The sequence below is a fragment of the Rhodocytophaga rosea genome, assembly GCF_010119975.1.
Taxonomy (GTDB): Bacteria; Bacteroidota; Bacteroidia; order Cytophagales; family 172606-1; genus Rhodocytophaga; species Rhodocytophaga rosea.
This window is the reverse complement of sequence record NZ_CP048222.1, coordinates 5,102,381-5,125,857: the sequence shown is the minus strand read 5'-3', so window position 1 is coordinate 5,125,857 and position 23,477 is coordinate 5,102,381. Positions and strand designations below refer to the sequence as shown.

The window sequence follows — 23,477 nt, the reverse complement described above, 5'->3', positions numbered from 1 at the left end:
CCACTAATGGAAACTTGGAAACTTATCTGGAAACTTAGTATTTTGATAGTCATAGCATCGAAATAAAAAACCTTGTTTTTAGCGATTTTAGGCGTGTTTCCATGTTTCCAGTTTCCATGGTTCCTAAGGAACCATGGAAACTGGAAACATGGAAACTTTTTATGAATACTTGCTCAACCATTTACTAATGGTGCCTTTTTGAACGTCCAGTTCATCAGCAATGCCTTGCATGGTATAGCCATTATTCCGCAGTTCAATCGCTTTTAATATTTTCTTCATGCGTTCATCTTCCTGGCCTTCTTTCTCTGCCTCCGCTTTAGATAATTGTTCAAAAGGTGTTCTTTCCTGGGTGCTATGGAAAAGCATATTCTCATCAAATCTGAGCACATAACTAGCCTGTTTATATTCCCTTGATAAATAGTTACCCTTCACCAGGCACAAGTGCCGTAAATCATCCTGATTGGCATCTGTCCTAAGTTCAATAACAAGCCTCATCTTTGCCTCAAATCCTTGTGAACCTAACAGGTTGTGTTTGCTTGGTTCTAAGTCTTCTGTTTTCTTTCCGGTATGGTGGAGGACTATGATTAAGCACTTATGCTTATCTGATAGCAGCTTATACTTATTGAGGAATGTCCTTACCTCGTTGGTCTGGTTGAGGCTGCCTGAATACAAATCAGTAAAGGCATCAATGATTACACAGTCTGCCGGTTGCCGGGTAAGCTCCTTATCCAGCTTCTCTAGTAATGAGGTTGTATCAAAAAGAAAACGTAAATTCTTATACCGGTTTGGCGGTAAACCTCTGGATCTTGTTTGTTTATTTAAAAGGAAATTTACTGCCAGCTCATCGTCTTCTGTGGAAACATAGATTGCACTAAAATGCACCAGGTTTAGTTTCCAGGCTAAGAAAAAGGAATCCCCTAAACTGATGGCAATTGCAAATTGACGTAGCCAAGAGCTTTTACCGGTATCGCTGCTACCTGCCAGGGCAACCAGTCCCACCTGTGGAAAGATAGGATCTACCAGCGTGGGTATTTCCTGAATACCTCTGCTTAGAATGGCTTCACCGGTGGAAATAAAGCTTTCTTCAGTATCAGGCTTATTTTCAGGTTGCTGTTCATTTTTTTTGTTTCGCTTTTCGCTCCAATTGATATAGTTTTTATCCAGCCATTCTTGCCTTTCTTTTTCTTTCTTGGCCAGGTCAATAGGAGCTTTCATGCCATCATTTAGAGCGTCTTCAACCGTAGCGTGGGCAGCCTCATAATCTTCACAATCCTTTTGATCAATGGCATCACATAGGCGATCATATGCAGTTTGGTATTCTATTGCTTTAGCTCCTACATACATACCAATGATAAATGACCACTTATTAAGGTTAACCTCTTTGTTAATATCAGTTTTCAAAACAGAATCAACGGCTTTTTTTAATTCTATCTCACCTATTCTGGAAGTATTTACTGTCCCTTCATGCGTTTTATTGACCGGTTCAGGAATTACCCTTTTCACCTCTCTAACAGGTGCATAGTCGACTGGTATCGGTACGGTGACATGCTGAAAACTCATACTAAATCAAGGTTTAGGTAGGCTGATGGATCACAAGGCAGGAAACAGGCTCTTGACACATCCTTGCAGGATTCATCAATGGATTGTTTAGGTAAGCTGCAAAGCTTAGAAAGGTATTCTGATAGGTACTGATAATAGGTTGCCTGACTATGTTTACCGGGATCTATTTGATAAATGACTTTCAGACCTGTGCCAGATGGGGAAATAAAACTCATCAGCGTAAGCGGATCACGGTTCACTGTTTCCCTAATCCAGTATAATTCACCTCCTAGCTTATCTAAATCAATACAGATTAAGCGGGAATGGTTGAGAATATCATCTTCATTGCGTTTGAAGAATTTGCCTGAAAAGGTGGCATAGCAAAAATGCTTTGCTTTAAACTTTTTAGCTTCCTTATCATCCTCAATAGCCTGCAACGTATCTGTTTCGGTTTTAAATACATCACTTTTTATAAGGTGGTACACCTGCAGTAAAGTCATGTATTTCTTAGACCAGGTATTTCTTGCACCAAGGTATATCCACTCTCCTTTAAGCTTTACTTTTGCATAGAAAACACTGATTATTGATTGAAAGGGAGAATCTTTATGATAAGCTGAATACAAACAGCCAAACCGAACTGGCTCTGTAGGTTCTTTAATTAATTCAATGGGCAGATCATATGGCCAGATCTCTTCTTCTATTAGGAGTTCTACTGGTTGCATCCATAGCCTCCTTTCAATGCTTTCGCTATCAGCTGCAACTGGTCGAGGCCTATTTTGATGGGCCGGTAAGTGGTACCTTTTTCCAGAAATAATGCTTCAGCTGGAAATTGCTGCTTAAGTGAATTGTATATATCTTTACCATCTCTGCCCGGAGAAAGCAAAGCATTATCATAGCCCTGGTTCATAGTGGATCGGGGTTTATTTTTTGCGGTTAACAATGTAGTTGCTTGATTGCTGATCGAGTTCGTCAGCCGTCATACTGGGTGTTTTCCAGTCTAATAATTGTTTTTTAGAAAAAACTAATTTTCTACCTCTTCTACTTACAGGAATAGCCCGAGAATGAACGTCACCGTAAAGAGTGGCTACAGAGCGCCCGGTAATTAGAGCCGCTTCCTGAATGTCGCACTCATCGTTCTCATCTGTTGCGCACACAGATGCGTTTATTGTTCTTTCGCTTAGTGCTTTTCGAACTTCACTAGATACAACGTTGCGTATGTAGGAATCGACAAATGGAAGAATTTCATTTATGGTAAACATGGCTTTGCATTTGTTTATCCAAAGCTATGTTTTAGGTATATTATGATTTTATGTCATATAAAATATCATATTAATAATCATATAATTCAGTTAATATCATACTTAGCAGGAACCTTTTGCCAGTTCTTTTCTATTTCTTTTAGCTTGCTCTCTCTTTCCTGAATGTTATCACTTTCAGTATCGAAATTGTCAATTAAAAATTCAGTATATCTTTTCGCTCCTGGCTTATACTTCGCTTTATCTTTAAAGAACCTATAAACAAAGTGTCTTAAATGATTAGTCTTTATTTTCGCTTTTACTGCAAAGCGTTTCTTAGGTATCAAGGGATTGAAGCAAATAGAAAAATTAGATTGTAACAATTCCTCTACATCATTGGGTGTTAGTATTTTCTTTGCAGCTAGCTGCATAAAATATGCTGCTATTTCAAATTTTTCTAATTCGCATGGAATCAAGTCTACATTATCTAAGCCTTCCTTACTTCCATTCTGTGTTATGACACGATTTGGTAGCTTTGGTTGTTCTTTATGATTATCTATCCAGTCATATATATACTCACTGTAATTTTTTAAGCGGTCGAGATTTATATCATATATATCTAATCTTTTATTAAAGGGATGGCTCCCCTTTTTAATTGCATGCCTAATTAAAACTTCAGCATATCGGATAAACTCAATTTTATTTTCTGTGTAGTAGTACTGATAATCAAGAAAAGCTAATGCATGTTGAGGTCTTTCAAATGTTGTAAGCTGAAATAAGAAATAGTCATCAATCAAATCAATAGGAGTTGTGCCTGAAAACAATGTATTATCCTTTCTATTATAAGCATGAATTTCAGGGATAAGAACCAGACATGCAGTATTAAATGCTGCATAGTATATCTGTTTTAATCCCTCCTCCTCAAAAGGCATGTCTATTAACGCTTTTCTTATTTCTTCCGGCAAGTACAATGTGCCATTAAAATTTTCAGGATAATAGTACTTATAAGGAGTAGGAGAATCATCGCCTTTAACTTCTAATAAGTCCCAGATAAAGAAAGGATGAACCAATTCAGGTTTTTTTTCTATATTTGACATGGATATACAATTTTGAAAGTTTAATTAAAGCGCCTGCTGCTAACAGGCGCTTTTTTGTACCTATCAAATATAATCATCCTACAATTGAGTCGGAAATTTTCATTTCAGTGCTTTATCTGCTTGCCTTGCCATGGCTATGAATACTTCATGTAACTTGTTTAAGCTATTGCCTACACTCATTAATTCCGGATCTTCCGGCTTTGCATTCTCAAGTAGCAGGCTTCCATACTTATAGACATACTTTGTAGCTGCAGAAAGCACAAGGGCAATATCTAATGGAGAAAGGTCACCTAATAGCTTTTGCAGCGGCTGCATATCAAATACTTTCTGCTCACCCTTTACCTCAAAAGTCTTCCTATCCGGGATTATTGCCTCCAGCAAATTAAGCAGTTGATAAAAATTGTGGCTTTGATGCTCATAATCAAAGTTTTGTATAGCAAGGATAATATCGCTTTGCGTATCTTCCAGGTCACTTTCTGGAGTAGTGCTGGGAATGGTAATGATGATTTTATCTTTTTCAAGTATTACTGACATATCACGCCTCCCTCCCTGGTTAATTGTTTATCTACTTCTTTGATAGCTTTTCTTAGCATATGCAGGCTATAACACAGCTCATAAATGAAGTCAACCGTGTAGTCGTTTTTTATCTGCTCAAATACTAAGTCAATGACATTATCTAAGTCCTCAACAATTTTTTCCGGACCTGTTTGTTTAAAGAACTCCCGGATAGGTTCTAAGCTTACCTGATCGATGGTAATTTCGGCAATAGTGATCTGTTCAGCCGGTTTTGGCTGATTTTTAATGGATTGTTTCATACTGATTTGTTGGGATTAAAAGTGAGTAATTATAGATATTGGACCTAAGATGAAATGGATGGCAAGTGCGCAAGCCTTAATCTATTTCAGGTCCATTGTAGAAAGCAGTAGATCAATTTTATCCTGGTATTTCATCATAAAGTGTTCTTCATCTTTGTAAAACTCTCCTTTCTTTCGTTTGGCAAAGTACAGTTTCTGATAGTGCCGGTATTGCTTTACTGCTTCGGCCAGGCTGCGGAGGTTGTCATTAACTAGTACCGGTTCGGAGCTGGGGTATGTATGTAGTATAGACTCAGCTTGCTTTTTCTGTAAAGCAATAATATTGAGGCTTTTCATAATCCGTAAGGTTTAGCAGGTATGTAGCTTAGCGCATTTGGCAAGATGTAATCGAATTTGCTCTGGAGGTAGCGTTCCATTTCCAGGTAATACACAGCATCAGCCTTAGAGTACTGCCAGGCTATCTGCCTGGCCAGTTGTAGATCTGACATAAGACGGGCTAACTGTTCGGCTTGCTCATTGTAGAAGTTGAGCCTTTTTACAACAGGGTTGTTCTTTGTGGAGGTGTACATAAAATGTAGTGTTTTTGTCACTACAAATATATGTAATGTGTTTGTCACTACAAAATAAATTTGCATGTTTTTGTAATTATTTTGTCACTACATTTTGTATCTTTGCTTTATAAACAAATTGTAAAATATGGCTCCCAAAAAATTACTGTTTCAATTGAGAATTGAGGAAGAATTAAAAGCACGTGCAGAAAGGGCTGCAGAAAAAAAAGGTGTTAGCGTAGCTAGTTTATTTAGGCTTTATTTAATTGAAGGATTAGAAAGGGATGAACAAAGATGGTCTGTAAACAATAAAGAAGCCTAGTAATGATTATGATGCAAGTTTCAACTATGAAAAAATATCTTAAGCTACTTAACACATGGAAGAAACGATGTGAAGTTGATAACGAACAACTATCTGTCTTAATTGATCACAAAATGACCTCCGGGCAAATAGAGTTAGCGCTTAACGGAGAAAAAAGCTTATTTACAAGAGATAATATAGAGCTAATTGAGTCCGCATTAATGAAAGTCAGTAAAACACGTATGGAAGAATTAAGTGATGACCTACGCATGAAACTTGAAAAGCCTAAATAAGTGCTGTACATAAGTCTTACTTCGACTTTTAATAGACAATCTACAATTCCGGCAGCTTATCTACTGCCTCCCGTTTCTTTATATCAATCACTTTCGTGTAAATTTGCGTTGTCGTAATATCGGCATGCCCTAAAAGCTTACTTACTGTGTATAGATCCGCTCCCATCGTGAGAGACATAGTAGCAAATGTATGGCGGCTCACATGAAAAGTAATGTGTTTTTTTAATCCCACCTCTTTTGCCCAGGCCTGGATATGCTTTTCAATCATGTTATTATTGACAGATAGCAGATAAAATACTTTTGAATCAGCAGTCTTATTAATGCCTAATAGTATATCCTGGGCAGTTTTAGATAAAGGTACATGGTGGAATCCTTTCTGGGATTTCTTTTGCCTGAAGTGTATGCCATTATTATAAATCTCTGCCCAGGTGAGTTTCTTGATATCAGATAATCTCAGGCCGGTAAAACAAGCCAGTAAAAAAGCTTTCCTGGATTGAATGCCTTTGGTGCTTAATGCTTTCCTGCCCGAGCTTTTCTCTAGGTTTTCATATAGTGCTCTTACCTCTTCAATTTCTAAAAAAACCGTTTCCGGATCGATCCTATCTAGCTTTTCCCTGTTTTTAAATGGATTGGAAAGAATGATTTTATCCTTCACGGCCTGGTTTAAAATAAAACTCATTCGCTCTGTATACTGCAAGGCTGTATTATTGCCCACTTTCCTGAGCAAAAAGCTTTCAAACCTGTCAATAAAAGCCTCATCTATTGCCCTAAAGGTTACTTTGGTGCCTATAAACTCTTTCAGGTAGCGCAGGGTATTATCATAGGTATGGTGCTTTTTCTCAGGTAATAGCTTTTCGAAGTATTCAATGAAATTGGATGTCTTTTTAAAGGAAGCAACAAAGCCATGTTCAGAAGTGTTAATTTCCAGCTCCCGTTTCATTCGGATGCTACGGGCCAGCTCCCATTTATCTTTGTCTACGGCCTCTACCCTTTTTTCTTTGGCTTTGCCTGATGCATCAAAAAGTATAGTGCCCGCCTTGTCGGTGGCTGGCTGGGTATAATCTTTTGATACATGAATGTTTAAAAATTCCCTCATCCTTTGACTGGCACGATAAATATCCAGGTAGAGGCTGTACCTGTTTTTGCTTATCTTTTTTGCTCTGAGTGTTACCATTTTCCGGGTGACAAATGGGTGACAAAATAGCACAAAAAAGACAAAAATTAAACTAAATAAAACAAAATCAGGTGAGGTATAAAACTGCGTTTTTAGGCTAAAAACAAGGATTTACTTAGGTTTAGTACTATCTATTTATACAAGCTTATGCAATAGCTATATGCATAGTTATATATTTTAAGAATTTAACTATCAATGATTTACACATCACAAAATCATTGGGTAACAAATCAGCTTACTTCAAGTATTCTTAAGTCAGTAAGTATACATTTGTTTTTTGAAAAAGTTTGGCAGAAATGTATTGATTATAATTTGAGTAATTCCACTTAACGGTTTCCTTTTTAACAGATAGCATATAAATGTAAGTTATATGTAAGTTTTTTATCTATATGGAAATTATTAAAGACATTATTATTTATCTGTGCCTTGCCATTGGTTTTGTAGGCTTGTATTTCCAAACAGAATATTATCACAATAAGAAAAAAGGAATAGAATAAGATTAATACCACTAACCTGTAGTAAATAATGGAACTTCCAAACTACATTACCATTCCTCTTTTGATTGCAACCATGGTTGCATCCATGTATATTCACTTCAAACTCTTTCCAGACAAAAAAAGAAAGAAAAAGAATTCTTGAATAATCCTATCGCTATAAAATACCTGCCATACGACTATCTAGGGATAGTATGATCGAAATAGTAGGTGAAGTGGACCAGTTGCTTTGTGTGTATCAGTTACAGTGCAGGCTATTATTGAAGAGGAATATTTGAGATTAAATTAAGTCTGGTTTCCTTTCCAATGAAAGAAGAATTTATAGCGATATACACTCGCTAGTAAAAGGCCTCATCCATTAGGAGAGGCTTTTTATCTGGAAGTGAGTGTAGGTTAAATACTTAAGATGAGTTAGCTATTGGTTACACCCTTTATCCATAATTTATTAATAAATACTCATTGTTAAACTTAATTATTTTTATGTTTTTGCAAGATTCTACTAATCAAATATCCCTTTTTGATAAAGCTCTCTATCTTTATCAGTATGGTACCCTCATAGAAACCTATAAAGAAGATAATCTCAAGCATACGGTTTATCTTATTGAAGGTAATAAAGTAGAACTGGTGTATAATATTACCTATAGTCAAATTCAGAATGTTATTGTCAAAGAAAAAGTTGACTAGGTACCATACATTTGAAGAAACTAATAGATTAATGCAGGCATTTATAGTATCGAGGCAGGTGAGATTAGACTAATTCCTTTGGGTTAGACTGAGAGGTACACAAGTAAAATTATTCTTCATTTTTTTAACTTACAGAGCTGGAGTATTTCCAATAACCATGTTTTTGGAAATAAATCTGCTAATCTTTGCAAAGGTTCTACCAGACATAATAGGATTGTCTTGTGTCTTTTCATTAAATTCTTCTATTGCTATTTTTGAACTCATAGCAGGAACACGAAAAGTAAGCATAACAATGTAATACCCGGTCGATAAATTAATCATGCCCAATACCCCGTTACTTAAGTAAACAAGCATATAAATATGATCTTGTTCAATAGGGTCAACAAATTCGGGTTTTACTTGAATAAACAAATCTCCTACATTATAATAAGCTTCTGTCATAAAACTTTATCTTAAGATTTCCCATTCTAAATATGTAGTAATACCTGCAAGGTTAGCTTCTTAATTTTCCAAATGGTCTAAAGGCGTTCAAAGAATGCACAAATGTATTCTAGTAAACAAAAAACCCCAGCAGTGCTGAGGTCATTTGTGAACGGATCAGGCCAGCTGGCTGACCCATTACTGATGCTTGTTTATTAGGAAGTCTACTAATGCAAGAAAGTTAGCTGCTTTTCACACAGAGGGAATTAAAACAGGATTAAATAATAATGTGGTTAAATTAAAATATGATTAAATCTTAATTCATATCTTCTTATTTACTCTCTGTCGGCAAGAACCTGTTACAACAATTCCTGCACTCTCTATCATTTGCAAATAAAATACCTAAAATTAGGTATTGACAATGCTTAGCCATATCTGTAGATTATGTATCTAACACATTTTTTAATCTATAGCTTATTGTTTGAAGCTGTTTAAAGTTATTGTCTAAAAAGGAAGCACTGGTTAGGAAGTAGTAGTTTTGAAGTGCGAAAACAAAACATAAAACCCAAAACCAGTGCTGAGTAAAGATATTATAAAAGAGCAAATTCTGCCTCATTTATCACAAGGCAAAAGAGGAACAAGATGTAAAGCAGATTACATCCAAATAGTAAAAGCTATTTTTTATAAATTAAAAACAGGTAGTCAATGGAGAGAGTTACCCATGTATGAGTTTTTTAGAGAATCTCCTTATAGTTGGCAATCCATTTACTACCACTTCAATAAATGGGCAAAAGATGGCAGTTGGCAACACCTATGGATAGCCTTACTGAAAAAATATCGATCCTGTTTGGATTTATCTTCGATGCAACTAGATGGTAGCCATACCCTAGCAAAAAATGGTGGGGCTTGTGTAGGCTATCAGAAAAGAAAAAAAGCTGTGACTACTAATATGCTTTTTCTGGCTGACAATCAAGGCTTGATGTTAGCTTGTAGTGAGCCTATTAGCGGAGAACACAATGATTTATATCAGATTAGTGAATGCTTTAAAAGTCTATGTCTGCTATTAGAGCAAGCAGGAATCAGCTTAGAAGGTATATTCATGAATGCAGATGCGGGCTTTGATTCTAAAGAATTACGAAAACAATGTGCACAGCAAAAAATAGAAGCCAACATTGCTATCAACAAAAGAAGCAGTAAAGAGACCCTTGCTGATTGCTACTTTGATCAACAATTGTATAAGAAAAGAAGAGTCATTGAACAAGCTAATGCTTGGTTAGACAGTTTTAAGACACTGCTGATCCGTTTTGAAGTATTGACTCAGACTTGGCTTGCTTTTCATATGATGGCTTTCTCTCTGCTGTTCTTACGCAGAATCATCAAACTTAATAAACTTTAAACAGCTTCTTTATGAAATTCTTTAGCTTTAAAAAACACAGAACAAGTTTTAAGACTCATGATGGGCAAACCTATTATTCATACCATACACCAGAACATATCAAATCTATGTATAGCTTTGATGCGGTAGATAGAAAAAATGAACGAATAAAGATACTTTCTAAAAGTGTAGATTTCCAGACTATTAAAAATCTAGAATCCTGAATTTGTTATTTTTATCGATAGAATATAATCAAAATTGGCCCAAACGTAGTAAAGAATGTAAGATCGTGTTAACATAAATAACAGTGTTTTTGCTATATTTTACCTAATTTGATTTTATAGAAAGAATTATTTTAAATAATGTAACAGGCTTAAAGTTACCTTCATAGACATGTAAGTTATTAACTATAAATTACTTATAACATGAAGACGTTACTACTCTTTGTCAGTTTTGTTCTATGTATAACCATTAGTAAGATTGACTGCCCTGCTCAAACGCTTGCTTCTAATTACATGCTTGAACCTGCCTCTGGTTCGAAAAAATCAACTTCTGCTTCTTCAAGTAAACTTGCCGCTATTGTGGTTCAATCAGGCGATAATAAATTTAGCGTAGGATTGCATGTAGAAAGCCAGATGGAGGGCAAGCTCACCATTAAGTTAAGATCCACTACAACCGTTTTACATAAGGAAGTAGTAAATAGTAAAACTTATGCCCGTAAATATGATATGTATAATCTACCAGTGGGAGAGTATCAGATTGAAGTAGAAAATAAGCATGAGGTGTATATAAAGAAAATGACTATAAAAAGTGTCAATGGCGTTCGTGTCTTAAGCTTTCTTTAGTAATAAAATTTCCTTTTCAAAATCCTATAAATGCTTTCTTTCCATTATAAAGGCAAAGGAGTTTCTTCCAACAATCTCCTTCTTCTTACTGTGTAGGATTTGCAATAATTCGCAATAGGTTTGCTACTCCTATGAATTCAGTTTTGAAACAGTAAAATTAATTGTCATAAAATATAATAAAAAAGGGGAGGTAATACTTCCCTTTTTTATTAAGCTTAGTTTGTGAATCATTGATCTGGCACGGCAACTTTCTCGGCTACTTGAACTCGCACGTTGTTGATAACAGAAGGATAATAATATTCACTTGCTGTACAGTTTTGGACATCAAATTGCAATTTATAGTCTGAATTTCAGAAATTTCTGTTGATTAAATTTCGAGCTGCAATAGAATAAAAAAGAGTATGTAAATTCAGTCTGGAGGATATAGTTTCGAATTCCTTATATCCCAATATCCCATAAATTCATAGGCGCTGTAAACTGTTGATAGACACCTATAACGCCCGCAATTTATCCACTATCTCCTATATCAATCATTATTATGTAAATCTGGGTTATGGTAATATCATTAGGTCTGGGAAATTTACCTGGTATACACAGTCGTGAGTGATATGACAGCAAATGTATGAAGGCTCACATGGGAAGAAATATATTATTATACTAAGAGAATGTTTTGAAATATTATTCGGTTTTTCTTTTGAGCAGAGTATCAATAAAGGCTAATTGTAGCATGGCTTCCGAACTTTCTGTGCTTTTTTCAAAATCACGGCTCAACCTACGCTTAAAATTGAGCCATCCGTAGCTACGTTCCACTACCCAACGGCCCCCTGCCGGGACAAAGCCTTTCACGCTTTCAGGCTTTTGTACAATTTCTACACTCCATCCATATTGTTTTTTCACTTCTTCCACAAAAGTCTCTGTGTAGCCATTATCTGCTTTCAGGGTATGCAGGCGGGCGGACTTGCCCTTCAACTTAGCTGCTAACTCATATCCTGCTGTGGTGTCTGATATATTAGCAGCTGTAATATGCACCGCCCAGGGGATACCTAAACAGTCCACAGCCAGATGTCTTTTTCTGCCATTCACTTTTTTATTGCCATCTATGCCTTTATCCTGACTGGTAAATTGTATAATCTTAACACTTTGGCTATCAATGGCCAACACGCTTGGCAGGGCTTGTCTGCCTGCTTTTTTTCTTTCTCTGCCTGCTAAAAAAGCTAACAACTCTTCAATAATGCCCCGCTTTTTCCACTGCCTGAAATGATAGTAAATGGTTTGCCAGGGTGGGTACTTACTTTCCATATTGCGCCATTGGCTGCCCGTAGTTAGCAGCCAAAGCAGTGCATTGATTATCACCCGTTTTTCATGTTTAATCTTTCTTTGGTTATCAATTATTTCCTTGATAACTTCCCATTCAGGGTCAGTGAGCGCAGAGAATTTTTCTTGCATAAACTTGATGATTAGACACCTCAAGTTTACTCACTGATTCTTTCTTTTACCCTATTTTTATTCTTCCAAAACGTTCTCTAATATCTTTTGCCCAGTGCTGAATATACTTTTCAATCGTATTGTTATTTTTGGAAAACACATAAAAAACATGTTGATCTGAAGTTTTATCTAAATAAATGTTTAAAAATTTCCTGCTTCAATGCCTATAAATTATTTTCGTATAGTTATTTAAGCATTTAATTCTATTTATAACTTTGTATACAATATCATTAAAGTGCTTTTATGCCAGCTATAAAAGACAAGATTTGGTAAATCTGCTGTTTTCATAACAAGAAAAATAAAGCTTATATATTCTATTATGCCCCGTTATAAAATCAAAGTAAAAAGCAGCGAGTCTGTTGCTCAGGTATGGGTACCTGTTTCTGCCATCTCAATAGAAGAAGCACAGCGCATCTCAGTTGCCAGGTGTTCCGGAAGAGGCTTTTCTCCAGACCTAAAAACCCTAACCCAGATCAACGAAGAAGATTATCAAAAACTGGCAGGCAAAGTTCAAAATGCCTAAATGTTGAAATGAATAATCAGGTATTGGAACGAACCACAAGAAAGCTCCGTAAAAATGGGTATGGATTTACTTTCTGTCTTATTTATTCTATTATTGATTACAAAAGCAATACTGCTCGTAGTCATTTACTTTTTATGGCGGTCTAACAGCCGGTTAAAGGAAGCCAACCACATTATTTTTTTAATGAAGCGAAGGGGAATCATTAATGAAAAACTACTGGAAGAAATCAGAAAAGCTAACCCTGAGTAAGCCAGATTATTTTTAATAAAATATCGTACCCCTCCACCAGCAGTTTTGAAAAGATAGGATAAGTGCTATAAAATAATTATACACGATTGACCCGGAACCAGCGGTAGCCAAAGGCATCTAACGTAATCTTATACACTCCCTTCGGATCAGACATACTCTGTTTGTTAACTAACAGATCGATGAGTCTGGTTACTTCTTCCTGTTTAAATTTCAGTACAATTTCATGCGGTTTTTCTTCAAAATTGTGAACTATTACAAGGGATTTTCCCTTCCAGTTGTATTGCATCGCCAGTACGGATGAAACCTTGGTTTGTAGAATCTTCCAGTCGCCCCAGCCGATTTCCGGGCATTCTTTGCGCAGACGTATCATCGAAGTCATCCAGTTAAGTAAGGAGGAAGGATCTCGGCGCTGGTTTTCTACATTTACATGAGTATAGGCATAAGGACCTTCTTCTATAATGGGATGAACCAGTTTATTTTCGGTAGAAAAACCTGCCTGTGGCTCTCCTGACCAGTGCATAGGAGTCCGTACGGCTTCCCTTTCTTTCAGGCTTAAATCATCGCCCATCCCAATTTCATCACCATAGCGAAGTACAGGAGTTCCGGGAAGAGAAAACATCAGACTATAGGCAAGTTCGGTTTGCTGGCGGTTACCCAGCATGGGAGAAAGCCGCCGCCGGATGCCCCGGTCGTACAACTGCATATTTTTTTCCGGTCCAAAACGGGCAAAAACTGCTTGGCGCTGTTCTTCAGTAAGTCTTCCCAAGTCAAGTTCATCGTGGTTGCGTAAAAATTGTGCCCATTGTGCCGTAGGAAATATCTTTTGAGTAGCCTGCAATGCATCTATTAAACTGGTAGTATCTGCTGTTGCCAGAGCATAGAACAGATACTGGTTCACATAAAAGTTAAACATCAGGTGAATGCCATCACCGTCTTGCCCAAAATAATTAATAGTTTCCTCCGGCAATACATTCGCTTCTCCAAGCAATACGGCATCACCACGCCTCCATTGCAGAAAACGGCGCATTTCTTTCAGGTATTCAAATTTCATTACCGGCTCTTTTTTACCAGGAGCTGGTGTTTCCAGAATAAACGGAACCGCATCCACCCGGAAACCGGCTACGCCCAGTTCCAGCCAGTACCCCATAATCTTCCTTATTTCTGCCCGTACATCTGGGTTATCTGTATTCAAATCTGGCTGGTAATCGAAAAAACGGTGAAAGTAGTAGGCACGGGCTTTTTTGTCATATGTCCAGGTAGAGGGTTGTACACCAGGAAATACCATTCCTTCATCCCAGTCGGATGGTTTTTTCTCCGACCATACATACCAGTTCCGGTACGGAGAATTTTTATTATTACGTGCTTCCTGAAACCAGGGATGCTGATCTGAAGTATGGTTCACGACTAAATCTATAATTACCTGGATACCCCGTCTTTTGGCCTGATGCATAAACTCCACAAAATCGCCACTGGAACCATGCCGCCGGTCTACCCCATAATAATCCATAATATCGTAACCATTGTCGCGGTTGGGTGTAGGTTGAAAAGGCGCCAGCCAGATAACTTCTATTCCTAAGGCCTGTAAATAATCCAGGCGGTTACACAGGCCTTGAAAGTCGCCGGTACCATCGCCATTTCCATCCATAAATGTTTCCAGATCCAGGCTGTAAATAATCGTGTTCTTATACCAAAGGTCTTCAATCATAGGTCAGTTTTGTTTAGCAGGCAGATAAATATTCTGGCCGGAAGCCAGTGAAAGGGCTATTGTATGGCTTGAACGGAATAATCAGAGTCTAGGTTGAAACTACGACTATATGAAAATCAACTGACCAGGCGTACTTCCGGGCATGAAAAAGAACAGGTTTTTTACAAATTGATTTCAAAACTTCAGGATGGTTTATGTGATCGGGAACATTTTAAAAGTATATTCGGGAAAATAAGCTTGAATATAGTATGCCGCCCACTACCTCTACTTACCCTTCTGAAACAGAAACTGTTCATTCCGGAGCCTGGCGTCTGAAAGCGATTATTGGCGGATCTATCGGAAATCTGGTGGAATGGTACGACTGGTATGCGTATTCTGCTTTTTCTTTATATTTTGCTCCTTCTTTCTTTCCACAGGGCGACCTTACCGCCCAATTGCTCAATACAGCCGGAATTTTTGCAGTAGGTTTTCTCATGCGCCCGGTAGGAGGATGGTTATTCGGACGTATCGCCGACCAGAATGGACGTAAAAAAGCCATGACTTCCTCTGTTCTGCTGATGTCGTTTGGTTCACTGCTGATCGCCCTGACGCCCACTTACCAAACAATAGGTATTCTGGCACCTTTGCTTTTATTACTGGCAAGACTCTTACAAGGATTAAGTGTGGGCGGCGAATATGGCACTTCAGCCACCTATTTAAGTGAAGTAGCTACCTCACACAGACGTGGTTTTTATGCCAGTTTTCAATATGTAACATTAATCGGAGGCCAGTTGCTTGCCCTGGGCTTACTTCTGTGTTTACAAAAGTTGTGGCTTACTGCTGACCAGTTGCATGAATGGGGATGGCGAATTCCTTTTCTGGTAGGGGCTATGCTTTCCTTGGTAGCACTCTATATGAGAAGTCATTTAAAGGAAACGGAATCTTTTGAAAAGAGAGCAAAAAACAGCAAGGACAGGGGTACCATGCGGGAATTACTGGCGCATCCAAGAGCAATTGTTACTGTGGTAGGTCTTACCTTAGGAGGGACTATTGCCTTTTATACCTATTCTACCTACATGCAAAAATTCCTCGTTAATACAGTACACTTATCCAAAGATGATGCAACACTAATTAGCTTCGTATCATTAGCTATTTTCGCTTTTTTACAACCTTTCCTCGGTTTATTGTCAGATAAAATCGGACGCAAGCCTTTGCTCATTGGATTTGGCGTATTAGGTACAATATTAACCATTCCCTTGCTCACCGCCTTAAGTCAGACAGAAAGTAAACTAGTAGCATTTGCCCTCCTGATGGTAGCCTTAGTAATTGTAAGTGGATATACATCTATCAATGCAGTGGTAAAAGCCGAACTATTTCCGGCGCAAATACGTGCTTTGGGCGTTGGCTTACCCTATGCGCTGACTGTGGCTATTTTTGGAGGATCTGCAGAATATATTGCCTTGTATTTAAAAAGTATCGGCCATGAAAACTGGTATTACTATTTTGTAACCGGCTGTATCTTTATTTCCCTTATTGTCTACCTGACCATGCGGGATACCAAGCATACGTCTTTGATTGAAAAGGATTAACCTTTTTATAGAAAGCATAAAATATGGCCTTTGAACTAAAAACTGTAGTACCCTGGGGACGAAACCTGGAAGAATACCGGCTCATGTTCAACCTGACAGCAGAAGATTTAGGCAAAAAGATCATCAGTATGGGAGACGGGCCAGCCAGTTTTAATGTGGAAATGCATCGCCTGGGTCGCCAAGTTATATCCTTAGATCCTATCTATGCTTTCCCGAGAATAGAATTAGCAGAACGTATTCAACAAACCAAGCAGGAAGTGCTCACACAAACCTGGCGCAATCAGGATAATTTTGTGTGGAAACACATTAAAGATATGGAGGATTTAGAAAAAATCCGCATGAAAGCCATGACTACTTTTCTATCGGATGTTGAAGCTGGCAAGCTGGAAGGCAGATATATACCCCATGCTTTACCTGATAAAACACCTTTTCGTGATGAGGAGTTTGATATGGGTTTGAGTTCTCACTTTCTGATACTCTATGCCGGGCTTGGCCTGGATTTTCATATTCAAGCTATTGCTGAAATGTTGCGTATTTGTAAACAGGTCAGAATATTTCCTTTGCTAGATTTAAATGCCCAGCCATCAATTGTGCTGAAAGGCATTATAGATTTCTTTCAAAATCAATATCAACTTAAGATTGCACAAGTAGCCTATGAGTTCCAGCGGAATGGCAATCAGATGCTGCTAATCAACAGAAAACCGGATAATTTTATCTGAGAAAAGAGAATGTATTGTATATAGATGAACTCCGCTTGCATTTTACTTTTCCTATCCTATATTTCAGTTTAAACATCTGTTTCTGAGATCAGATTAATTCCATGAAACCTAGTATTCCGGTTATTCCAGTGCAACAAGCAAGACTCTATGAAGATGTACTTACGCTCACTTCTATTCAACCACCCCGCCATTACCTAAACCTGGATTCTCTGAATGCTATTGCAGGCTATATAGCACATGAATTGGGTAAACTGAACTGTAAAGTAGAGTACCAGAAATACAAAGCGCAAGGCCGGGAATACAAAAATGTAATTGCCACCTTTGGGGATGTAAGCAAACAAATGGTAGTAGTGGGTGCTCATTATGATGTATGTGGGGATCAGCCTGGTGCCGATGATAATGCCAGTGCGGTCGCTGGGCTATTGGAACTCGCAAGATTGGTGAATGAACTACAGCCTGCGCTTAGCTATGGAGTAGAGTTTGTGGCATACTGCCTGGAAGAACCACCTTTTTTTGCCACTCCTTTTATGGGTAGTTTCGTGCATGCAAGCTCATTGAAAGAAACAAATACTCAGGTTAAAGCCATGATCTGTTTAGAAATGATCGGCTACTTTTCAGATGAACAAAATTCTCAGCATTTTCCTGTGAATGCCCTGCGCTATGTGTATCCAACGACCGGAAATTTTATCACTGTTGTTGGAAAATTGTCTCAGCTAGGACTAATTCAGAAAGTAGCCGGCCACATGAGAGAAGTTTCTACTATCAGTGTACAATCCTTTTCAGCACCCAAACTGATTCCGGCCATTAGCCTTTCCGACCATCGATCTTACTGGCAATGTGGTTATCCGGCTGTTATGATCAATAATACTTCTTTTTACCGGAATCCACATTACCACCAGCCAACTGATACCATTGATACGCTTGATTTTGACAAAATGGAGCAGGTGGTAAAAGGAGTTTATTGGGCTATGGTGAATATATGAATATAAAATATTCTCAAACAAACAGAGGCCTTATGGTAAGACCTCTTTTAACTGTATTCCACTACTAATTAATTATCCTGTTAAACCTTTGTACTTGATACTTAATTCTCACTACTCTATACTATTTCGCTACCAGCGTTTCAGCTTTGGGTAAGCTCAGCAAAAATTCCCGCACCGCTTTAAGCTCCACGTCCGAAAATTCCCTGGTACGGGGCCATGGCATCTGCGTACTATCAATCTTGTGGCCATCGGGCGTAGTACCTGTACGCAGGGTTTGCATAAACTCTGTCTCCGACCATTTTCCTACCCTGCCTGATGAAGTGATATTAGGAACTTCCGGAGCACCTGGAGCCAAAGGAGGTCCGCCCTGAAAATTAGTCCGGTGGCAGGCAGCACAATTGGTGGTAAGATAGGCACCATATTCCACAGACACTTCTGCTTTTTTCTCTGCAATAGGATTAAGCTGATGATCAATGTGTTCAGCAGGGAGTAATTCCAGTTTATCAAATGCTATTAACGCTTTCAGAACCGGACCCAGCTCAGGATTTTTATCCAGCTCATTATCTTTCGGTGGGCGGCTTTTGCAATAAGCTATAATATCAGCCAGGTCATTATCCGCCAGTTTAGTTGTTTCGTTGGCTGGCATAATAATCAAGGTTTTGCCTTCCCGGTTTACACCATGTTTCAGCACACGCAGCCAGTCCTGATCAGTGTAATCAACCGGTAAGCCGCCTTTGCCTTTGGTAATATTTTGAGCCGCCACTTTTCCAATCAAGGTTTCATCCGTAATATACCGTCCTTTCAGATCAGTTCCATGGCAATCTTTACAGCCATGCACCACAAACAGGTGTTCACCCCGCGCAATAGAAGCCGAATCACTAGGAATAGTAATGGCAGGCGTTGCAGTAGGATACACCTTATTTAACCGTTGTTCAATATTCCAGTAAATGTACCCGTATAGAGCCAGGCATATAAGAAGTATGCTTACTAAAGCATACCCCATCCATTTACCAATTTTTTTTATCGTTTTCATGAGTTGTTTAGTGCAATAATTAAAATGAGATAATTCAGGCCTGTAGATTTAACAGGCTTCTTTTTAGCTTAATATAGTGTATATGGTTTAGTTGCTTAATAGCCAGGTAACCGGCAAATGCCATCAGGAAAACAAACACCATCAATGCTGCCCAATCCCAGAAGCTATCGTGCCGGATGCTAAAAACAACCGGTATGTAATAAGAAAAACCCAGGCCCAGCTGGAAACTGGAAAGCACTACAATTGACCATAAAGCCCATTCTCTGCGGATCAAGGAAAGCGATGACCAGCCAAACAAAAACGCATAGCCTACTATTTCAGAAGTAGCGAAAGTGTCGAAAGCCGGATACTGGTAAACCTGAGAACGGTAATATTGATAGGCTATTGAAATACCATAGGCAAGCATGAGCAGCCGGAATATTTTCAGATTATTTTTCATGAGAATGGTTTTTGAAGCCTTTAGTCAAGCCTGAGAAAGCACTGTTTTTACTTAAAAAATACTTCTAAATCTTTGTCTTCGCCTTTCCACTGGGCAATTTTAGCTAAGGCATTTACCAAGGGCTCCTGTATAAATTTTGGAATATTGGGCAGGTAGGTTTCGCTGTAGCCAAGCAACAGGGGCAAATGCCATGGATTTTTTGGAAACATCCCTTTTCCCCATTGTCCGGTATTATTTAAGCCATATGCTATTCTGATGGATTTTTCCAGTCCTTTTGCTGGTGTTGCCTTTACCTGAAGAAGTACAATATCAGTCGTATCATTATGGAAGTAGTGCATAGATTTTTTGGGTGCGGTAGCTGTTTCTCCGGCTTTTAGAACCATAGTTTTCCCATTCAGCCCAATAGTAAGTTGTCCGGTAAGTACAGTAAATTGTTCGTCGAAAGATTTATGGTAGTGCCAGCTATTGCCACCTTTGGGCTCTACTTCCACCTGTATCAATTCATAAGCGCCGTTGGTATCGCGGCTGGTCTGCAGAAAGGTAGATTCATAATTATCTGCATCATTGCGTACGGTACGGTCCTGGCGGTTTCCTACGGTGAGGTCCAGGGCTGGCAGAAAGCGGGCAAATGCCACTACTCCTATACCCAAAGACAGAAGCAGTAGAAGTGGTAAACCAATAAAGGAATAAACTAATTTTACCCATAGCCCGGTTTCAAATTGCCAGATAACATAAATGCTTAAAAAATAGAATAGTACGAAGAAAACACCTAGAATCAACTTCATGTTGACCGTGTGTGTGAGGGGTGATTTTTTGATGGTTGCAGTGATCATAATTTCTGTTGATTTTATGATACAAATGTTTAACTTTAATAGGCGAATCTGTTTATTAAAAACGGATAAAGAGTTACGAAATATGGATAAACTACTTCTTCCGGACTGGGCCGACCGGTTCGGAAGTTTTGAGTATAAGATTCTTAGCAGCAATGAGCGGTATACAGCCGTACACAGCCAGTATAAAGAACCTGGCCTGGCATCGGGTGAATCCCTGGTGGTTTGGATGCCGGGGATGGTGTTAGGTAATTTGTTGTTCAATTTACAGGAAGCCATCACGATGACTGATGTGAGCAATAATGAAGGGGCAGAATCAGTTTATGTTCTGGAAGGGAGAGCCATTTCTCATTTTAATCAGATTTCGAAGCCGGTGATCGCCGAAGCCAACCGCCACACATTCCAGTATAGTCCTGATTTTACTGCCGGCCATACCATTCAACCTGGCAGATTTAATGTATTACACATCAGTTATGATATGGTTTTTTTTAAATCCATTATGCAGTCGGCAGAGGACAAGCAGATAGATATTATCTGTAATAGGATGGAACGCAAAGAAGCATTCATTCCATCTCACGAACATTTAGTAATGCAGCCCCGAATGCTTGATATTCTCAATTCTATTCAAAGCTGTCCGTTTAAGGGGCTTACCCGCTTGTTGTATTTAGAGGCCAAAGCTCTGGAGCTTTTTTCGCTTCAGCTGGAGCAGTTTTCCAAGTGGAGCACAGGTAACAAAAATGATATCAGCAAGGCAGACAAAGAAAAGCTTGCAGAAGTATATGCCTTTATTGAAGCTCATTATCTGTTGCCCTTGTCTCTGGCAAAACTATCTGCTGCCTATGGCTTAAATGAATTCAAATTAAAGAAAGGATACAAATCTCTTTTTCATATGACCGTTTTTGGTCATATTCTTAACCTGCGAATGAGCAAAGCCAGGCAATTACTCGATAAAGGCCAGATGAATGTTTCGGAAGTGTCTGATTATATTGGCTACAGCAATGTGCCTGCATTCACGACCGCTTTTAAAAACCGTTTTGGTTATCCGCCTAGTACCTATGCCAAATTAAACTGATCGTTATTGGTTGTTCGTTGGTAGTTGTTAAGATTTTACTAAGAAGCTTTTTAAGTTTCATGCACTAAAATCAGCTGCCTTATCTCACCTGTTATTATACCTATACTCCTGAAAATAAATAGCACTCAACAAATAAACCGATGATTTACTGCTTTTTACTTTTAAGTATACGGCTTTCCAGCATCAGCAGAAACGCTTTTTTATAGGTTTCTCCAATAGGAAGTTTATGTGTACCAATATGCAGGCGATTGCCCTCTACCTGGGTGATTTTATGAACGGGGACCACATAGGAATGATGAATACGGATGAATTTAGTGGTAGGCAGCCGTTCTTCCAGCTCTTTCATGGTAAGCAAAGTAACGATCCTGGCCGTTGAAGTGTAAAAAGATACATAATTTCCAAGCCCTTCAATATACTCAATATCTGCTAGTTGAATCTGAATGATCTTGTTTCGAGTTTCTGTTTTTACGAAAATAAAATCTTCTTCAGATGAAGTATTTTTGCCAGAGACAGGTTGCTCAACAGAAGGCGTTTCCAACAGATGCATGGCTTTCTGCACAGCTTTTAAAAACCGTTCTAATAAAATAGGTTTGAGTAAATAATCCACTATATCGTGTTCATACCCTTCGAGGGCATATTCCGCATAGGCCGTGGTAAGAATCACTTTTGACCGGCCTGCCAGTAATTTCAGAAACTGCATGCCATCCAGTTCGGGCATGTGGATGTCCAGAAAGATAAGGCCGGGCTTATGGTATTGTACGTAGTGCAAAGCTTCAATAGGATCGGTGGTGGAGAACTCTAAATCCATAGAAGGCACCTTACTGATATAGCTGGTCAGTAATTCAATGGCATGGGGCTCATCATCTACTACCAGGCATCGGATCATGGGTGAAGCATTAGGCTTAAATGTACACTAAATTCTTCATTTTTATCATCAATGGCCAAGGTATACCGATGCGGATACGCCAGATCAAGTCTGTTGCGAACATTTTGCAAACCAATGCCGCTTGATTTTTCTTTTACGCCTGCCATTTTTTTATTCATGACCGAAAACAGGATTTCTTTATCAGTCGTGCATAATTTTATCTGAATCGGATATGCTGCATCCTGAAGTTTCCCATGTTTAAAAGCATTCTCTACAAAGGTAATCAGCAGCAGGGGCATAATCTGATGCCGGGAAATATTACCATTGGTTTCAAAAATGACCTGTAATTTGTGATTAAACCGGAACTGGTGTATGTCAATAAAATTTTTCAGGTGGGCTACTTCTTTTTCCAGGGCTACTTTGCCTTCTTCTTCCACCTCATCCAGAGAATACCTCAGCATTGCCGATAACCTGGCAATGGTGCCTGAAAGCTCTTCCGAAACAGGAAGCGATCTGGTATAGAGAAAACTTAAGGTATTGTACAGAAAATGCGGATTGATCTGATTTTTTAAAGCCTTTAACCGGGCATCCAACACTTCTTTTTCTAAACGCTGCTGCCTTTTCCCGATCTCATAATTTCGCCGGGCATACCAGTAAGCAAAACTAACGCCTGTAAACAGCAAGTTCATTCGAAACTGGTTCCAGAAGGTAATACTGTCAAAAGGGAATATCAGATGCGCATTCATTATCTTCAGCATCATTTCCAGAAAAACAAAGCGCAGCGCCACCCCAATAATATTCACTGCGAGAAGCAGGAAAATTAACTTAACATACTGTTGCTTTTGTAAAAACCGGGGAAACAAATACAGCATGTTACAGTAAAAAATAAATACCACCGGTAACAAACTTGATATATTTTTCTGAATAAAGTCAGCATCCAGTTCATCGGCACCCAGGGCAATCACCAGTACATAAACGGTCCAGGCAAGCAGGTGGGCAGCAGCAAGTTTGGAAAAAGTCGACATAGGAGTAAAAGTACGGCAAACCGCTTGATTTCAGCAGGAATATGCCCTTTATTACACCAATACCCTTTGGATAATGACCAATCCGGTCTGTAGCCTTGTATTTTCGTTTATCCTTGTTCAACCTGAATTTGCCCTATCCCATACCGGGTTGATCATATTAA

The 23,477-nt window shown here is 38.6% G+C and carries 28 protein-coding genes; 10 read left to right on the top strand and 18 right to left on the bottom strand.

The window, feature by feature from the left end; translation table 11 throughout:
• Positions 1 to 159: 159 nt before the first annotated feature.
• The 9 genes from GXP67_RS21160 to GXP67_RS21120 form a co-directional block, all read right to left on the bottom strand.
• Positions 160 to 1,560 carry an AAA family ATPase gene (locus GXP67_RS21160; RefSeq protein WP_162444970.1) on the bottom strand — a complete coding sequence of 467 codons (1,401 nt, stop codon included), beginning with the start codon at positions 1,558 to 1,560 and terminating at the stop codon, positions 160 to 162.
• A complete protein-coding gene (locus GXP67_RS21155) occupies positions 1,557 to 2,261 on the bottom strand; it encodes a BT4734/BF3469 family protein (protein ID WP_162444969.1) in 705 nt (234 codons plus the stop codon). The genes GXP67_RS21160 and GXP67_RS21155 overlap by 4 nt, the downstream gene beginning before the upstream one ends.
• The gene (locus GXP67_RS21150; RefSeq protein ID WP_162444968.1) at positions 2,249 to 2,446 is read right to left on the bottom strand and encodes a hypothetical protein; all 198 of its coding nucleotides are present in this window, start codon (positions 2,444 to 2,446) and stop codon (positions 2,249 to 2,251) included. Before GXP67_RS21150 ends, GXP67_RS21155 begins: the two co-directional genes overlap by 13 nt.
• Positions 2,447 to 2,459: 13 nt before the next feature.
• Entirely contained in the window at positions 2,460 to 2,798 is a 339-nt protein-coding gene (locus tag GXP67_RS21145) for a helix-turn-helix domain-containing protein (protein ID WP_162444967.1), read from the bottom strand.
• 86 nt (positions 2,799 to 2,884) lie between these two features.
• Positions 2,885 to 3,871, bottom strand: a complete 987-nt coding sequence (locus GXP67_RS21140; RefSeq protein ID WP_162444966.1) for a hypothetical protein — start codon at positions 3,869 to 3,871, stop codon at positions 2,885 to 2,887.
• A 99-nt stretch (positions 3,872 to 3,970) separates the two neighbouring features.
• Positions 3,971 to 4,405, bottom strand: a complete 435-nt coding sequence (locus GXP67_RS21135; protein WP_162444965.1) for a hypothetical protein — start codon at positions 4,403 to 4,405, stop codon at positions 3,971 to 3,973.
• Positions 4,396 to 4,686 (bottom strand): hypothetical protein, encoded by a 291-nt coding sequence (locus GXP67_RS21130; protein WP_162444964.1) that lies wholly within the window; start codon positions 4,684 to 4,686, stop codon positions 4,396 to 4,398. Before GXP67_RS21130 ends, GXP67_RS21135 begins: the two co-directional genes overlap by 10 nt.
• An 81-nt stretch (positions 4,687 to 4,767) precedes the next feature.
• Positions 4,768 to 5,022 carry a hypothetical protein gene (locus tag GXP67_RS21125; protein WP_162444963.1) on the bottom strand — a complete coding sequence of 85 codons (255 nt, stop codon included), beginning with the start codon at positions 5,020 to 5,022 and terminating at the stop codon, positions 4,768 to 4,770.
• Complete coding sequence (locus GXP67_RS21120; protein ID WP_162444962.1) at positions 5,019 to 5,255, bottom strand: hypothetical protein; 237 nt, start codon at positions 5,253 to 5,255, stop codon at positions 5,019 to 5,021. The genes GXP67_RS21125 and GXP67_RS21120 overlap by 4 nt, the downstream gene beginning before the upstream one ends.
• Before the next feature lie 127 nt (positions 5,256 to 5,382).
• Here GXP67_RS21120 and GXP67_RS21115 point away from each other — a divergent pair, with 127 nt between their 5' ends.
• Both GXP67_RS21115 and GXP67_RS21110 read left to right on the top strand, forming a co-directional pair.
• Entirely contained in the window at positions 5,383 to 5,556 is a 174-nt protein-coding gene (locus GXP67_RS21115) for a toxin-antitoxin system HicB family antitoxin (RefSeq protein ID WP_162444961.1), read from the top strand.
• Positions 5,557 to 5,582: 26 nt separating this feature from the next.
• The gene (locus tag GXP67_RS21110) at positions 5,583 to 5,828 is read left to right on the top strand and encodes a hypothetical protein (RefSeq protein ID WP_162444960.1); all 246 of its coding nucleotides are present in this window, start codon (positions 5,583 to 5,585) and stop codon (positions 5,826 to 5,828) included.
• Between the two features lie 40 nt (positions 5,829 to 5,868).
• Here the strand turns inward: GXP67_RS21110 and GXP67_RS21105 are convergent, their stop codons facing one another.
• Both GXP67_RS21105 and GXP67_RS21100 read right to left on the bottom strand, forming a co-directional pair.
• Positions 5,869 to 7,002, bottom strand: coding sequence for a tyrosine-type recombinase/integrase (locus GXP67_RS21105; protein ID WP_162444959.1), 1,134 nt, complete (start codon positions 7,000 to 7,002; stop codon positions 5,869 to 5,871).
• Between the two features lie 1,307 nt (positions 7,003 to 8,309).
• On the bottom strand, positions 8,310 to 8,621 hold the full coding sequence (locus tag GXP67_RS21100) for a hypothetical protein (protein ID WP_162444958.1): 312 nt from the start codon (positions 8,619 to 8,621) through the stop codon (positions 8,310 to 8,312).
• A gap of 553 nt (positions 8,622 to 9,174) precedes the next feature.
• On the opposite strand from GXP67_RS21100, the gene GXP67_RS21095 reads away from it, so the two are divergent.
• On the top strand, positions 9,175 to 9,996 hold the full coding sequence (locus GXP67_RS21095) for an IS5 family transposase (protein WP_162444142.1): 822 nt from the start codon (positions 9,175 to 9,177) through the stop codon (positions 9,994 to 9,996).
• A 404-nt stretch (positions 9,997 to 10,400) separates the two neighbouring features.
• Positions 10,401 to 10,820 carry a hypothetical protein gene (locus GXP67_RS21090; protein ID WP_162444957.1) on the top strand — a complete coding sequence of 140 codons (420 nt, stop codon included), beginning with the start codon at positions 10,401 to 10,403 and terminating at the stop codon, positions 10,818 to 10,820.
• Positions 10,821 to 11,498: 678 nt separating this feature from the next.
• Here GXP67_RS21090 and GXP67_RS21085 read toward each other — a convergent pair.
• Positions 11,499 to 12,266 (bottom strand): IS5 family transposase, encoded by a 768-nt coding sequence (locus tag GXP67_RS21085; protein ID WP_162442259.1) that lies wholly within the window; start codon positions 12,264 to 12,266, stop codon positions 11,499 to 11,501.
• Between the two features lie 358 nt (positions 12,267 to 12,624).
• Here GXP67_RS21085 and GXP67_RS21080 point away from each other — a divergent pair, with 358 nt between their 5' ends.
• Positions 12,625 to 12,828, top strand: a complete 204-nt coding sequence (locus GXP67_RS21080) for a hypothetical protein (RefSeq protein WP_162444956.1) — start codon at positions 12,625 to 12,627, stop codon at positions 12,826 to 12,828.
• A 60-nt stretch (positions 12,829 to 12,888) separates the two neighbouring features.
• The gene (locus tag GXP67_RS21075; protein WP_162444955.1) at positions 12,889 to 13,077 is read left to right on the top strand and encodes a hypothetical protein; all 189 of its coding nucleotides are present in this window, start codon (positions 12,889 to 12,891) and stop codon (positions 13,075 to 13,077) included.
• Positions 13,078 to 13,153: 76 nt separating this feature from the next.
• Here GXP67_RS21075 and GXP67_RS21070 read toward each other — a convergent pair whose 3' ends face one another.
• A complete protein-coding gene (locus GXP67_RS21070) occupies positions 13,154 to 14,782 on the bottom strand; it encodes an alpha-amylase family protein (protein WP_162444954.1) in 1,629 nt (542 codons plus the stop codon).
• A 248-nt stretch (positions 14,783 to 15,030) separates the two neighbouring features.
• Here GXP67_RS21070 and GXP67_RS21065 point away from each other — a divergent pair, with 248 nt between their 5' ends.
• From GXP67_RS21065 to GXP67_RS21055, 3 genes are all read left to right on the top strand, one after another.
• Positions 15,031 to 16,350: an MFS transporter gene (locus GXP67_RS21065; protein ID WP_162444953.1), complete on the top strand. Its 1,320-nt coding sequence runs from the start codon at positions 15,031 to 15,033 to the stop codon at positions 16,348 to 16,350.
• A gap of 23 nt (positions 16,351 to 16,373) precedes the next feature.
• A complete protein-coding gene (locus tag GXP67_RS21060) occupies positions 16,374 to 17,069 on the top strand; it encodes an SAM-dependent methyltransferase (protein WP_162444952.1) in 696 nt (231 codons plus the stop codon).
• 101 nt (positions 17,070 to 17,170) lie between these two features.
• Complete coding sequence (locus GXP67_RS21055; protein WP_162444951.1) at positions 17,171 to 18,052, top strand: M28 family peptidase; 882 nt, start codon at positions 17,171 to 17,173, stop codon at positions 18,050 to 18,052.
• A 121-nt stretch (positions 18,053 to 18,173) separates the two neighbouring features.
• Here GXP67_RS21055 and GXP67_RS21050 read toward each other — a convergent pair whose 3' ends face one another.
• From GXP67_RS21050 to GXP67_RS21040, 3 genes are read right to left on the bottom strand one after another with little or no spacing between them, the layout of a single operon-like run.
• On the bottom strand, positions 18,174 to 19,085 hold the full coding sequence (locus GXP67_RS21050) for a c-type cytochrome (protein WP_162444950.1): 912 nt from the start codon (positions 19,083 to 19,085) through the stop codon (positions 18,174 to 18,176).
• A gap of 34 nt (positions 19,086 to 19,119) precedes the next feature.
• The gene (locus tag GXP67_RS21045; protein ID WP_162444949.1) at positions 19,120 to 19,524 is read right to left on the bottom strand and encodes a hypothetical protein; all 405 of its coding nucleotides are present in this window, start codon (positions 19,522 to 19,524) and stop codon (positions 19,120 to 19,122) included.
• A gap of 47 nt (positions 19,525 to 19,571) precedes the next feature.
• Complete coding sequence (locus GXP67_RS21040) at positions 19,572 to 20,357, bottom strand: cupin domain-containing protein (RefSeq protein ID WP_232064521.1); 786 nt, start codon at positions 20,355 to 20,357, stop codon at positions 19,572 to 19,574.
• 82 nt (positions 20,358 to 20,439) lie between these two features.
• On the opposite strand from GXP67_RS21040, the gene GXP67_RS21035 reads away from it, so the two are divergent.
• Complete coding sequence (locus GXP67_RS21035; protein ID WP_162444948.1) at positions 20,440 to 21,426, top strand: helix-turn-helix transcriptional regulator; 987 nt, start codon at positions 20,440 to 20,442, stop codon at positions 21,424 to 21,426.
• A 145-nt stretch (positions 21,427 to 21,571) separates the two neighbouring features.
• Here GXP67_RS21035 and GXP67_RS21030 read toward each other — a convergent pair whose 3' ends face one another.
• On the bottom strand, positions 21,572 to 22,312 hold the full coding sequence (locus GXP67_RS21030; RefSeq protein ID WP_162444947.1) for a LytR/AlgR family response regulator transcription factor: 741 nt from the start codon (positions 22,310 to 22,312) through the stop codon (positions 21,572 to 21,574).
• Positions 22,309 to 23,316, bottom strand: coding sequence for a sensor histidine kinase (locus GXP67_RS21025; protein ID WP_162444946.1), 1,008 nt, complete (start codon positions 23,314 to 23,316; stop codon positions 22,309 to 22,311). Before GXP67_RS21025 ends, GXP67_RS21030 begins: the two co-directional genes overlap by 4 nt.
• Positions 23,317 to 23,477: the final 161 nt, after the last annotated feature.

Excerpts from the sequence above, each read along its gene's own strand:
- GXP67_RS21160 (WP_162444970.1), bottom strand. The coding sequence starts at position 1,560 with ATGAGTTTTCAGCATGTCACCGTACCGATACCAGTCGACTATGCACCT.
- GXP67_RS21155 (WP_162444969.1), bottom strand. The coding sequence starts at position 2,261 with ATGCAACCAGTAGAACTCCTAATAGAAGAAGAGATCTGGCCATATGAT.
- GXP67_RS21150 (WP_162444968.1), bottom strand. The coding sequence starts at position 2,446 with ATGAACCAGGGCTATGATAATGCTTTGCTTTCTCCGGGCAGAGATGGT.
- GXP67_RS21145 (WP_162444967.1), bottom strand. The coding sequence starts at position 2,798 with ATGTTTACCATAAATGAAATTCTTCCATTTGTCGATTCCTACATACGC.
- GXP67_RS21140 (WP_162444966.1), bottom strand. The coding sequence starts at position 3,871 with ATGTCAAATATAGAAAAAAAACCTGAATTGGTTCATCCTTTCTTTATC.
- GXP67_RS21135 (WP_162444965.1), bottom strand. The coding sequence starts at position 4,405 with ATGTCAGTAATACTTGAAAAAGATAAAATCATCATTACCATTCCCAGC.
- GXP67_RS21130 (WP_162444964.1), bottom strand. The coding sequence starts at position 4,686 with ATGAAACAATCCATTAAAAATCAGCCAAAACCGGCTGAACAGATCACT.
- GXP67_RS21125 (WP_162444963.1), bottom strand. The coding sequence starts at position 5,022 with ATGAAAAGCCTCAATATTATTGCTTTACAGAAAAAGCAAGCTGAGTCT.
- GXP67_RS21120 (WP_162444962.1), bottom strand. The coding sequence starts at position 5,255 with ATGTACACCTCCACAAAGAACAACCCTGTTGTAAAAAGGCTCAACTTC.
- GXP67_RS21115 (WP_162444961.1), top strand. The coding sequence starts at position 5,383 with ATGGCTCCCAAAAAATTACTGTTTCAATTGAGAATTGAGGAAGAATTA.
- GXP67_RS21110 (WP_162444960.1), top strand. The coding sequence starts at position 5,583 with ATGAAAAAATATCTTAAGCTACTTAACACATGGAAGAAACGATGTGAA.
- GXP67_RS21105 (WP_162444959.1), bottom strand. The coding sequence starts at position 7,002 with ATGGTAACACTCAGAGCAAAAAAGATAAGCAAAAACAGGTACAGCCTC.
- GXP67_RS21100 (WP_162444958.1), bottom strand. The coding sequence starts at position 8,621 with ATGACAGAAGCTTATTATAATGTAGGAGATTTGTTTATTCAAGTAAAA.
- GXP67_RS21090 (WP_162444957.1), top strand. The coding sequence starts at position 10,401 with ATGAAGACGTTACTACTCTTTGTCAGTTTTGTTCTATGTATAACCATT.
- GXP67_RS21085 (WP_162442259.1), bottom strand. The coding sequence starts at position 12,266 with ATGCAAGAAAAATTCTCTGCGCTCACTGACCCTGAATGGGAAGTTATC.
- GXP67_RS21080 (WP_162444956.1), top strand. The coding sequence starts at position 12,625 with ATGCCCCGTTATAAAATCAAAGTAAAAAGCAGCGAGTCTGTTGCTCAG.
- GXP67_RS21075 (WP_162444955.1), top strand. The coding sequence starts at position 12,889 with ATGGATTTACTTTCTGTCTTATTTATTCTATTATTGATTACAAAAGCA.
- GXP67_RS21070 (WP_162444954.1), bottom strand. The coding sequence starts at position 14,782 with ATGATTGAAGACCTTTGGTATAAGAACACGATTATTTACAGCCTGGAT.
- GXP67_RS21065 (WP_162444953.1), top strand. The coding sequence starts at position 15,031 with ATGCCGCCCACTACCTCTACTTACCCTTCTGAAACAGAAACTGTTCAT.
- GXP67_RS21060 (WP_162444952.1), top strand. The coding sequence starts at position 16,374 with ATGGCCTTTGAACTAAAAACTGTAGTACCCTGGGGACGAAACCTGGAA.
- GXP67_RS21055 (WP_162444951.1), top strand. The coding sequence starts at position 17,171 with ATGAAACCTAGTATTCCGGTTATTCCAGTGCAACAAGCAAGACTCTAT.
- GXP67_RS21050 (WP_162444950.1), bottom strand. The coding sequence starts at position 19,085 with ATGAAAACGATAAAAAAAATTGGTAAATGGATGGGGTATGCTTTAGTA.
- GXP67_RS21045 (WP_162444949.1), bottom strand. The coding sequence starts at position 19,524 with ATGAAAAATAATCTGAAAATATTCCGGCTGCTCATGCTTGCCTATGGT.
- GXP67_RS21040 (WP_232064521.1), bottom strand. The coding sequence starts at position 20,357 with ATGATCACTGCAACCATCAAAAAATCACCCCTCACACACACGGTCAAC.
- GXP67_RS21035 (WP_162444948.1), top strand. The coding sequence starts at position 20,440 with ATGGATAAACTACTTCTTCCGGACTGGGCCGACCGGTTCGGAAGTTTT.
- GXP67_RS21030 (WP_162444947.1), bottom strand. The coding sequence starts at position 22,312 with ATGATCCGATGCCTGGTAGTAGATGATGAGCCCCATGCCATTGAATTA.
- GXP67_RS21025 (WP_162444946.1), bottom strand. The coding sequence starts at position 23,316 with ATGTCGACTTTTTCCAAACTTGCTGCTGCCCACCTGCTTGCCTGGACC.